This window comes from Campylobacter novaezeelandiae, from assembly GCF_004323845.1.
Lineage (GTDB): Bacteria > Campylobacterota > Campylobacteria > Campylobacterales > Campylobacteraceae > Campylobacter_D > Campylobacter_D novaezeelandiae.
In genome coordinates, this window is the sequence record NZ_QPGR01000012.1 from 41412 (window position 1) to 53046 (window position 11635).

At 26.8% G+C, this 11635-nt stretch carries 11 protein-coding genes; 1 reads left to right on the top strand and 10 read right to left on the bottom strand.

Annotated features, from left to right (window positions below):
- The 9 genes from DU473_RS06390 to DU473_RS06430 form a co-directional block, all read right to left on the bottom strand.
- Window positions 1–309 (bottom strand): rhodanese-like domain-containing protein, encoded by a 309-nt coding sequence (locus DU473_RS06390; protein WP_131163489.1) that lies wholly within the window; start codon window positions 307–309, stop codon window positions 1–3.
- Complete coding sequence (gene htpG, locus DU473_RS06395; protein ID WP_131163490.1) at window positions 306–2135, bottom strand: molecular chaperone HtpG; 1830 nt, start codon at window positions 2133–2135, stop codon at window positions 306–308. Before htpG ends, DU473_RS06390 begins: the two co-directional genes overlap by 4 nt.
- 195 nt (window positions 2136–2330) lie before the next feature.
- Window positions 2331–2699 carry a fluoride efflux transporter CrcB gene (crcB, locus tag DU473_RS06400; protein ID WP_131163491.1) on the bottom strand — a complete coding sequence of 123 codons (369 nt, stop codon included), beginning with the start codon at window positions 2697–2699 and terminating at the stop codon, window positions 2331–2333.
- A complete protein-coding gene (locus DU473_RS06405) occupies window positions 2693–3385 on the bottom strand; it encodes a lysophospholipid acyltransferase family protein (RefSeq protein WP_131166192.1) in 693 nt (230 codons plus the stop codon). The genes crcB and DU473_RS06405 overlap by 7 nt, the downstream gene beginning before the upstream one ends.
- Complete coding sequence (locus DU473_RS06410) at window positions 3363–4556, bottom strand: SH3 domain-containing protein (protein WP_424944985.1); 1194 nt, start codon at window positions 4554–4556, stop codon at window positions 3363–3365. Before DU473_RS06410 ends, DU473_RS06405 begins: the two co-directional genes overlap by 23 nt.
- Entirely contained in the window at window positions 4553–5200 is a 648-nt protein-coding gene (purQ, locus tag DU473_RS06415) for a phosphoribosylformylglycinamidine synthase subunit PurQ (protein WP_131186763.1), read from the bottom strand. Before purQ ends, DU473_RS06410 begins: the two co-directional genes overlap by 4 nt.
- On the bottom strand, window positions 5197–5433 hold the full coding sequence (gene purS, locus DU473_RS06420; RefSeq protein ID WP_131186764.1) for a phosphoribosylformylglycinamidine synthase subunit PurS: 237 nt from the start codon (window positions 5431–5433) through the stop codon (window positions 5197–5199). The genes purQ and purS overlap by 4 nt, the downstream gene beginning before the upstream one ends.
- Window positions 5434–5437: 4 nt before the next feature.
- Window positions 5438–6145: a phosphoribosylaminoimidazolesuccinocarboxamide synthase gene (gene purC / locus DU473_RS06425; protein ID WP_131166191.1), complete on the bottom strand. Its 708-nt coding sequence runs from the start codon at window positions 6143–6145 to the stop codon at window positions 5438–5440.
- Window positions 6142–7470 carry a S41 family peptidase gene (locus DU473_RS06430; RefSeq protein ID WP_243830444.1) on the bottom strand — a complete coding sequence of 443 codons (1329 nt, stop codon included), beginning with the start codon at window positions 7468–7470 and terminating at the stop codon, window positions 6142–6144. Before DU473_RS06430 ends, purC begins: the two co-directional genes overlap by 4 nt.
- 203 nt (window positions 7471–7673) lie before the next feature.
- Here DU473_RS06430 and DU473_RS06435 point away from each other — a divergent pair, with 203 nt between their 5' ends.
- Window positions 7674–10247 carry an ATP-dependent Clp protease ATP-binding subunit gene (locus tag DU473_RS06435; RefSeq protein ID WP_131163497.1) on the top strand — a complete coding sequence of 858 codons (2574 nt, stop codon included), beginning with the start codon at window positions 7674–7676 and terminating at the stop codon, window positions 10245–10247.
- 191 nt (window positions 10248–10438) lie between these two features.
- Here the strand turns inward: DU473_RS06435 and DU473_RS06440 are convergent.
- Window positions 10439–11635, bottom strand: a 1197-nt coding sequence (locus tag DU473_RS06440) for a DUF2972 domain-containing protein (protein WP_131186765.1), incomplete at its 5' end; no start/stop codon positions are given.

The window sequence follows — 11635 nt, forward strand, 5'->3', positions numbered from 1 at the left end:
TTATTTTTCCTTATAGTATGCCATCATACCACCTTCAAGATTTGTGCTAGAAAGCCCAAGTTCATCTTGAACAATCTGAGCCGCTATTTGACTTCTGTTCCCACTGCGACAAACAAAAGCTAAAGGTTTACCGTTAAGTTTTTCTTTAACTTCTTGTGAAAAATTTGGGTTAATAAATCCTTGATTATCATAAAGATAGACAAGTTCGGCATTTTCTAGAACTCCTTCTTCCCATTCTAAAGGAGTTCTGACATCAAAAATTTGATATTCATTTAATTTGGCTTTTGTGATAGCTATATTTGTAATCAAGATAAAGCCTTTATAATAATTTTATTAAGGGCTTTATTGAATTCATCAGGTTTATTTACTCCCATTCCTTCGCTTAATTTTGCCATATTTAAGATCAAAGTAGCAATATCTGGAGTAAAGGTTTCATTATCTTTTAATTTATCAAATATTTGATGTTTTGGATTTAATTCTAAAATAGGTTTAATATTTTGTTCTTGTCCCATTTGTTTAAGAATTTGTTGCATAGCAAAATCAGGTTTATTTTTATCATAAACTATACAACTTGGACTATCGCTAAGTCTTGAAGTAAGACGCACATCATCTACTTCTTCTTTTAGAAGTTCTTTAAATTTGGCAAGTAAAGAAGCAAAATTTTGTTTATCTTCATCACTAATTTCTTCTTTATTTTCTACTTGATTAATTGCTATAAATTTAAGACCCTCATACTCATCAAGCATCGGCATAACTAAGGAGTCGATTTCATCATCCATTAATAAAACTTCAATATCTTTTTTTCTATATTCTTCTAATAATGGAGAATTTTTAAGTAAGCTTTCGTTATTCCCTGTAATATAATAAATTTCTTTTTGTTCTGCTTTAATATTTTCTTTATATTCATCAAGGGTTCTTAAATTTTCGCTTTTAGTGCTTTTATACATCATAAGTTTTAATAAATTTTGTTTATTATCGCCAAAACCATATAAGCCTTCTTTTAAAACTTTTCCAAAAGTCTTGAAAAAATTTATATATTTTTCTTTATCTTTTTCTTTTAGTTTGGATAACTCGCTAAGAATTTTTTTAACACTAGCTTCTTTAACTGCTTTTAAAATTTGGTTTTCTTGTAGAATTTCACGGCTTACATTTAAAGGAAGATCCTCAACATCAATAATACCTCTTATAAATCTTAAATAAGTTGGCAAAAGTTCTTTGTCATTATCGCTGATAAATACTCTTTTTACATAAAGCTTTAAACCACTTTGATAATCAACACGAAAAAGATCAAAAGGTGCATTTTTTGGAATAAAAAATAAAGAATTATATTCAAATTTTCCTTCACTTTTTGTATGAAGATAAAGCAAAGGCTTTTCATTGTCGTGGAAATTTTGTTCATAAAATTTTTCATAATCTTCTTGTTTTAAGGAAGCCTTTGATAGTCTCCATAAAGCATTAGCTTTATTAATTTGAGAAATTTTTAGTTCTGTTTTTCCTTCATTTTCGCCTTCTTTAGCAGGAATATATTCTTCTTTTTCCATAAAGATTGGAAATTGAATATGATTAGAATATTTTTCAATTATACTTTCAATTTTATATGAATTTAAAAATTCATCATCTTTTAAATAAAGCGTTATGATGGTGCCTTGTTCTTGTTTGTTTGCTTCTTCTATTTCATAGCCTTTTGCATCAGAAATCCAAAGATAAGCTTTATCATCTAAGGCTTTTTTACTTAAAACTTCGATTTTTTCTGCCACCATAAAAGCTGAGTAGAATCCAACACCAAATTGTCCAATGAGCTGAGAATCTTTTTTTGCATCTCCGCTTAAATTTTCTAAAAAGCTTTTTGTTCCACTTTTTGCTATGGTTCCTAAATGATTGATTAAATCATCTTTATTCATACCAATACCATTGTCGCTAATACTCAAAGTTTTTTTATCTTTATCAAGTTTGATTTCTATTTTTGGTTTAAATTGAAGGTTTTTATATGCATCATCACTAACACTTAAAAAATTTAGTTTATCAAGAGCATCGCTTGCATTTGAAATCAACTCTCTTAAAAAAATTTCTTTATTAGAGTATAAAGAATGTATCATAAGTTGTAAAAGCTGATTAACTTCAGTTTGAAATTGCATATCTTTTCTCCTTAATTAATTTTTAAGGGCTATTTTAGCAAAAAAATCAAAATTAAGAGTAAATTTTAAATTTTGAAAAATTTTAAAAATCTGATTGATTTAATTTAAAATAAGGATATTTGTTTTATTATTTTTTAATCTTTATTTACTTAATTTACTATTTTAAATAATTTTGCATTCTAATAAATTTAAATATTATTTAAAAACTAAAAGACCAATCCATACAGCTAGTAGGCAAAAGCTTATACTAAAAAATAAATTAAGCACAAAATAAAAATAAGATCCATTTTGTAAAAGTAATAAACTTTGATATGAGAAACTAGAAAAAGTGGTAAAAGCACCTAAAAATCCAACGTTAATAAAATGATTTAAAAAGGGTGAAAAATGCTTATTTTGCAAGTAAGAATACAAAACTCCCAAAAAAAATGATCCTAAAATATTGACAAAAAGTGTTCCAAGATTGATAGAATGAGGCAAAAATTTATTTATCAAATCTACAAAAACCATTCTAAAAACAGCACCTAAAAATCCACCAAATCCTACAATTAAAATTGTATTTAACATATTTTTCTTTCTTTATCAAGAAGTTCTTGCATTTTCTTGCGTGTATTTTCAAGCCATTTTTCATCACTTGTATCAACTAAATCCATACAAATGATTTTGAGTGTCCCGCTTTTTGCACTAAAGCTTTTAGTATCTAAAATTTTGGCCGAATCTACTAGTAAAATAGGTTGAACTTTAAGATTTAATTTATCACTTAAAATTTTAGCTCCACTTTGAAATTTAAGTAATTTTTGAGTTCTTGATCTTGTGCCCTCAGGAAAGATCGCTAATACTCTATCTTCGCTTAATCTCTGCTCTGCTTCTTTTAGTATTTTTATTAAATCTCTTGGATTTTTTCTATCTATACAAAGAAATTTAGGCTTTTTCATTGCAATTTTAAATATAGGAATTTGAGCCAGTTCTTTTTTTGCAATCCAAGCTAAATTTTTAGGATAAAGTTCCTCTAAAGCAATAATATCTAAAGTGCTTTGATGATTCATAAGTATCATAGAAGCCTGTTGGTTAAATGTGCCTTTTAATTCGATTTTATAAGGAATAATATATTTTTGAGTTTTTGCCCAAAATTTACGGATTTTCCAAAGTTTTTTTTGAGATGAAATAAAACAAAAACAGAGTAAAACCAAACTAACACTAAAGATAAAAAAAATCCAAAAATATAAAGCTCTAATTTTTTGTAAGATCTTCATTTTTTACCCATCCTATTTTTCCATCCTTAAATAAAACTTTGACATAGGGTTTTCTTTCTCCTAAAATTTCAACTTTTTCATTGGTGTTAGCAGTATAAAAATATGTTGATAACTCAGTAGGTAAAATTTTAGCCTTAGCCTTGGCTTTTAAAATTCCTGTTTGAGTTGAAGTGTCTACTAAAAATCCAGAAATAAAACAAATTAAAGCAATGGTTAAAATAATATAATTCTTTTTAAAAATAAAAAAGATTGCCAATAAAAGAGTAATAAGCCAAAGCCCATATTGTTTATAAGTATTAAAATCTTTATTAGTGGGATTTAAATCACTTTGTGTACTAATACTATCTTCGCTAATTTTTATTTTTAAATTATAGTTTTGTAGCTTTTTTTCATCTTTGTTAAAATAAGAAAAAGAAAAAATATTTTTACTTGCAGGAAATACTGCGTAATAATATCCATTAGAAGAGTTAAAGTCTCCTCTTAAATTTTCAACACCTTGTTTTTCTATCCCTTTTAAATAAAAACTTTTAAGATTGGCATTGGTAGCATTTATTTCCATGATCATAATAACATTTTGATTGTCAAAATGATTGGTTTTGACTTTTTTAATTTCAAGTGAGCTGGCAACTAGATGAGAAAAGTTATTGCTACTTGGTGTATTTTCAAATTTTATAGGATTTAGGGCAATATTGGCTTTTTGAAAAAAGACATCATTGCGACTTAGTTTAACAATAATTTGTTCTAAATTTGCATTAGAAGTTTTTGCTTCAAACCATAGCGTTGTTTCATAAATATTGTCTTTTTTTATCCATTTTGCATCAGGATTTAAAAATAAAAGATCATTGTTTTTTATAAGTTCAATATGAAAATCAAAATTAGTATTTTCCGTAGTTTTGGCATAAACTGTTATAGGGAAAACTTCTCCAACAAAAATTTTATTTGCATAATTACTAGTTATTAAAACAAGCGAACTTTGCGGAATAAAAGGATCTTCGATATTTTTTTGATAGTCTTCACTTTCATCACTAGGAGCGATATTTTCGTAAATTTTTTGTTCTTCTTTTGGAAGATTTTTAAATCCTATTTGTAAGTTATTATTTATATTATCTTGTGCTAGGAGTTTTATGACTATAAAAGAAACGAAAAAAAAATATTTTAAGAAGAAAGTCAAATTATAAATCCTTTTAGCATTTTAAGCCCTATATCACTTCCTAGTATATTTTCACAAAATCTTTCAGGATGAGGCATAAGACCAAAAATTTTTTTATTTTCATCACATATTCCTGCTATATCATATAATGATCCATTGGGATTATCTATATATTTTAAAAGAATTAAATCTTTATCTTCAAGCTCTTTTAAATCTTTATTAGAGGCAAAGTAATTCCCTTCTCCATGTGCAATAGGTAAAGTGATAATTTCATCTTTGTTAAAATGATTTAATAAAGCATTTTGGTTTGAAGCGACTTTTAGTTTTTGATTTTTTGAAATAAAATTAAGACTATTATTTGCTTTTAAAGCTCCTTTTAAAAGTTTTAACTCTAAAAGAATTTGAAAACCATTGCAAATTCCTAAGATATAACCACCTTTTTTTGCGTGTTCTAATATGGCTGGTATAATGGGAGCAAATTTTGCAATTGCGCCACATCTTAGATAATCTCCATAAGAAAAGCCGCCAGGTAGTACGACTAAATCTGCATCAAGCTCTTTTTCTTCGTGCCAAATGATTTGCGTTTTTGAAGCTAGTTTTTTAAAAGCATATTGAGTATCTAGGTCACAGTTAGTACCAGGAAATCTTATAATAGCTACTTTCATATAACAATCTCATAATTTTCTATAACATCGTTAACTAAAAGTTCTTCGCACATTTTTTTTACAGTTTCATTTGCTTTTATTTTATCGCTTTCATTGAGTTCAAGAATAATTTGTTTTGCTGTTTTTACATCGTCTATATTATTAAAATTTAAAGAATGTAAAGCTTTTTGTATCGCTTTTCCTTGAGGATCTAAAACACCTTCTTTTAAAAAAATATTTACAATAACTTTCATGCAATTATCCCATAATCCTTTTAAGTATTTCCTCATAAGCTATTTTAACATTTCCTAAATCTTGTCTAAATCTATCTTTATCAAGTTTTTCATTGGTATTTTTATCCCAGAGTCTACAGCTATCAGGGCTGATTTCATCGGCTAAAATAATTTCTTGGTTTTTAGAGAGGCCAAATTCTATTTTAAAATCTACTAATTTTAAATTTCTTTGATCAAAAAAATCTAATAAAATTGTATTAATTTTTCTTGCAAGTTCTTTTATGGTTTGAATTTGATTTTGATCTTTAACTAAATTTAGAAGCAGACAATGTTCATCATTAATAAAAGGATCTCCAAGTTTATCATCTTTTAAGCAAAATTCTACCAAAGCAAAAGGTAGATTTTCTCCTTCTTTTATCCCAAGTCTTTTGCTTAAAGAGCCTGCTGCAATATTTCGAACTAAAACTTCTATAGGAATAATTTGACATCTTTCTATAAGCTGCTCATTGTCGCTAATAGTTTTTACAAGATGAGTTTTAATGCCATTTTTTTTCAATATTTCAAAAATTATAGTGCTAATTTTACAGTTTAACTTACCTTTTCCCTCTTCTTTTCCTTTTTTTTCTGCATTAAATGCAGTCAAGTCATCTTTAAATTCTGCAATAAATAAGTCATCATCTTGTGTTTTAAAAATTTTTTTTCCTTTTCCTTCATAAAATAATTCTTTTTTCATTGTTTTACCTTAAGATTTAGAATTTTGATTGTGTCAATCGCTGCTTTTAATTGAGAATCTTCATTGATTTGTTTTAGTGTAATTAAATTTTTATTATCTTTCTTTTGATTCTTTTGAGTTTTTTGTTTATCAAGTTTTTCAAGCTCATTTTCAAGGTGTTGTTTTAATTCACTTTCTTTGATGATAAAATTATTTTTATCGGTATTTACTTTTCCTGGAAAGATTTCAATATCTGGCTTAACTCCTATGGCTTGAATGGTTCTGCCGCTTGGCAAGTAGTATTTTGCTATAGTCAATCTTAAAGCTTCATTTTGGTTGATTGGAATGATTTGCTGAACGCTTCCTTTTCCAAAAGTATTTTCTCCAACAATAATAGCTCTTTTTAAATCTTGTAAAGCCCCGCTTACTATTTCGCTTGCACTTGCACTTCCTCCGTTTACAAGTACCACTAAAGAGGCATTAGAAATTTTATTTTTAGCATCTGCTTTATATTCTTGATTTTCTTCTTTTATGCGACCTTTTTGAGAAACTATTACCCCTTGATCAACAAAAAGGTTAACAAGTCCTACTGCTTGATTTAATAATCCACCAGGGTTATTTCTTAAGTCTAAAATAATTCCATTAATTTTTGGATATTTTTTTAGTTCTTTAGCAGTTTGTTCTACAACATTTTTATCAAAATTTGTCACCCTTATATATAAAATATTTTCATTTTCTATCACTTTAGTATAAACACTTTCAACTTTTATAATATCTCTTGTTAAAGTAACATTAAAAGGCTCACTTGTTCCTTTTCTAAAAATCGTTAAAGTAATTTGAGTTTTTGGTTTTCCTCTCATTTTATCAACAGCATCATTGAGCGAAATTCCTAAAGTAGCTTCATTATTTATTTTTAAAATAATATCTCCTGATTTAATACCTGCTTTATCGGCCGGAGTTCCCTCTAGTGGAGAAACAACAGTTAAAGCTCCATCTTTCATGCCTACTGTAATTCCAAGTCCTCCAAATTCGCCATTAGTTTGAATTTTCATATCATTAAAGTCTTTTTCATTTAGAAAAGAAGAATGTGCATCAAGATTATTTAAAAGCCCTGAAATTGATTTATCTACTAAATCAGTGATATTTACATCATCAATATAATATTGTTCGATAATTGCCAAAGTTTTTGTTAATTTTTCTAAAGATTGAAAACGTTGTTGTATTTGTTCATTTGTATTACTTGTTTTGGCTTCTAAAATATTGGTCATAAAGAAGCAAAATATTAAAGATCCTATAAAACCGCTTGCGAGGGCAAAAATTCTTTTAGTTTTCAAGTTAGACTCCAAATTTATTTATAATTTTAATTTTAATAAACTTAACTTAAAAAATTGTAAATAAATAAACATAATTAAAAAACTTATAATTTATTTTATTCTTTAATTTATATGATTAATATAAATTAAATTAATAAAAATATATAAATAAACTTGACATAATATGACTAAAGTTATATAATAATCCAAAAATAATGAAATATTAAGGATAGATTATGGCAAATATACATGATTATTTAACTGATTCTATGCTTTCAAATCTTGAAAGTGCAGCATCTTTAGCGATATATTCTAAAAATAGCGAAATTGTTCCTTTGCACCTTTTATGGGCTTTGAGTGTTGATCATGGCAATTTATTTAATCAAATTATTAATAAATTTAATATTTCCAAAGAAGCTTTAGAACTTGAAATAAAAAGTAAAATTTCAAATCTTGCAACAAGTTCTAATGTGACAAAGGAAAATATTAAATTTTCAAATGAAATGATTAATTCTTTAGAGAATGCTAAAGGTTTGATGAGTGCTAATGGAGATAGTTATTTATCTATAGATACTTGGCTAATAAGTGAGAGTGAAAAAGAACCTATTAAAGCAATATTATCGAAATTTATAGATATTAAAGAATTTCAAAAAGAATTACAAAATTTAAGATCAGGACGTAGGATAGATAGTAAAACCAGTGATGAAACCTTAGATGCTTTAAATAAATTTGGCATAGATCTAACTCAAAAAGCTATTGAATCTAAGCTCGATCCAGTTATAGGTAGAGAAGAAGAAATTGAGCGTTTGATGCAAATTTTAATTCGTAAAACTAAAAATAATCCTATTTTATTAGGTGAACCTGGAGTTGGAAAAACTGCAATTGTAGAAGCTTTAGCACAAAGAATTGTCAAAAAAGATGTTCCAACTTCTTTACAAAATAAAAAACTAATTGCTCTTGATATGAGTGCATTGATTGCAGGAGCAAAATATCGTGGCGAATTTGAAGATAGATTAAAAGCGGTAGTAAATGAAGTAATAAAAAGTGAAAACATTATACTTTTTATTGATGAAATTCATACCATTGTTGGAGCAGGGGCAAGCGAGGGAAGTATGGATGCCGCAAATATTTTAAAACCAGCTCTTGCAAGAGGAGAACTTCATACTATAGGAGCAACGACTTTAAAGGAGTATCGTAAATATTTTGAAAAAGATGCAGCCTTGCAGCGTCGTTTTCAACCTATAAATGTTCCTGAACCTAGCGTTAATGAAGCTTTAGCTATGCTGAGAGGTATTAAAGAAAAGCTTGAAATTCATCATAATGTCAATATAAATGATAGTGCTTTAGTAGCTGCAGTAAAACTTTCTAAGCGTTATATTGCAGATAGATTTTTACCTGATAAGGCTATTGATTTAATTGATGAAGCTGCGGCTGAGCTTAAAATGCAAATAGAAAGTGAGCCAAGTTCTTTGAGAAAGGTAAGAAAGGATATAGAAACCTTAGAAGTTGAAAATGAAGCCTTAAAAATGGAAAAAAATGAAAAAAATCAAAAAAGACTTGATGAAATTGCAAAAGAGCTTGCTAATTTAAAAGAAAAACAAAATGCTTTAAATTCGAAATTTGAGAATGAAAAGGCTGTTTTTGATGAGATAAGCTCTAAGAAAAAAGAAATTGATATATTTAAAAATGAGGCTAGTTTGGCTAAAAATAAAGGAGATTTTCAAAAGGCTGCTGAACTTGAATATGGAAAAATTCCAAGTTTGGAAAAAGAGCTTTTAGCGCTTGAAGAAAAATGGAAAATGATGAGTGAAAATGGAGTTTTGCTCAAAAATCAAGTAGATGAAGATTTAGTAGCTGGAATTTTGAGTAAATGGACAGGCATTAGTGTGCAAAAAATGCTAACTTCTGAAAAGCTTAAATTCTTAGAAGTAGAAAAGCATTTAAAAGAAAGTGTTATAGGGCAAGATCAAGCTTTAAATGCTTTAGCAAGAGCAATAAAACGTAATAAAGCAGGACTTAATGCAGACAATAAACCTATAGGAAGTTTTTTATTTTTAGGTCCAACAGGAGTTGGAAAAACAGAATCAGCAAAAGCTTTAGCAAAGTTTTTGTTTGATGATGAAAAAGCCATGATTCGCTTTGATATGAGCGAGTTTATGGAAAAACATAGTGTTTCAAGACTTTTAGGAGCACCTCCTGGATATATAGGACACGAAGAGGGTGGAGAGCTTACTGAAGCGGTGCGCAGAAAACCTTATAGTGTAATTTTGTTTGATGAAGTTGAAAAAGCTCATAAAGATGTTTTTAATATACTTTTAGGAATTTTAGATGATGCAAGAGCAACTGATAGCAAAGGGGTTGTGGTTGATTTTAAAAATACTATTATCATTTTAACTTCAAATATCGCCTCTTTGGCTATTATGAACTTAAATGGTGAGGAAAGAGAAAATGCAATTAAAAATGAATTAAAAAATTTCTTTAAACCTGAATTTTTAAATCGTTTAGATGATATTATTACTTTTAATCCTTTAGGTAAAGATGAGGCTTATGAGATAGTAAAACTTCTTTTTAAAGATTTGCAAAAAAGTTTAGCCAATAAAGGTATTAAAGCAGAACTAAGTGAAGAAGGTGCGCTTTTAATTGCAAAAGAAGGTTTTGATGTTGAATTTGGAGCAAGACCTTTAAAAAGAGCTATTTATGATATGATAGAAGATAAGTTAAGTGATATGATATTATCTGATGAATTGAATGAAAATGATAGTATTTTAATTGATGCAAGTAATGATGAAATCAAGATTAAAAAAGTATAAAAGCATTTGCTTTTATACTTTTTCAGTTTGGCATGGTCATTAACACCATATTAATTTTTTAATTGCATTTTTATTTGTCTTTAAAATATTAAGTTTATAAATTCTTTCTATTATTTTAGACTTTTTTGAAAATTTTAATCATAGTTAATAACTTATTTAAATATGAAAAAATAAAACAAGAAGTAAAATATTTATAATATAGTTTCTTCGCACATTCTCTCAAATTCTTGATAGTATTTCCAAGACTTAACTATATCTGGACGTTGTTCCTTGATGTAAGGCAAATGTTCTTCGTCTAAAATTTTTTTAAATTTTAATGCCATTTCTTTATTTTGTTTAAAGTGATTAAGAATCTCTTTTTCTTGAATTTTCTTTTTGATTTCGATTTCTTTTACTCTTTCAAAACAAGTTATTAGCTTTTCGATATAATTTTTAATTAAAATAATATTTTCTTTATTGATATATTTTTTAAAAAAAGTATATGAATTTTTAGTTATAAAAAGAGAATAAAAATTTGAAATTGAAAAAATATTATTAATTTTTATGCAATTTTTATATAATGAATCGTAGCAACTTGTAATAAATATGATTTCGATATTATTTTTAGATTTTAGATGATTTGTCATATTGATATGAATAGGAATTAAATATCTAAAATCATTAAACGTTGTTTTATAAAATTTTACATCTTCTTTTTTTGGCGAATTGAAATCTAAAATTTTGGATAATTTTTTCATAGTTTCAAAAGCATTATCTTTAGCAATTTCTTTCATATCAATTATTAGAGTTTCTTTAATATTAATTAATTCTTTTTTTAAAATAAAATCATGAAAAGGCTTAAATGGGGAATTAATTATATTATCAATAGAATTTAAATTAGGAAAATTGCCACCTCCACTATAAACAACTCTATTTTTAAAAATAATTTCAGGATTCATGCCAAATGGAATAGAATCTAAAAAACCTTTTCCTTTAAGGGTTAAAGAGATGCCATTTCTTATTACGCCTATAGGATCTCTAACAAGATTAATAGAAATTTTTTTTCCAGGGAATATTAAAGTACATAATTTCTTTCTATTGGTTTGCATGTAGTTAATCAATACAATATATATTTTTTGGTTTTTGTTTTCTAAAATTTTATTAAAGAAGGAAAAATAGTTAATTTTACCGTCATAGTTTTCAGTACAAGGAATAGCAATAAGTCCATTTTTTCTCATAAAATTATGAAAACCAGAATTTCCAACTCCATGTCCTCCCCAAAATACAAACTCATAATTATCAGGTAAAGGTAAGTTTAACTCCCATGCAAGATTAGCATCAATACTATGATAATTTAATTCTTCATTTATATCCTTTAATTTATTTGGATCAAGTAAAGAAGGATAGGG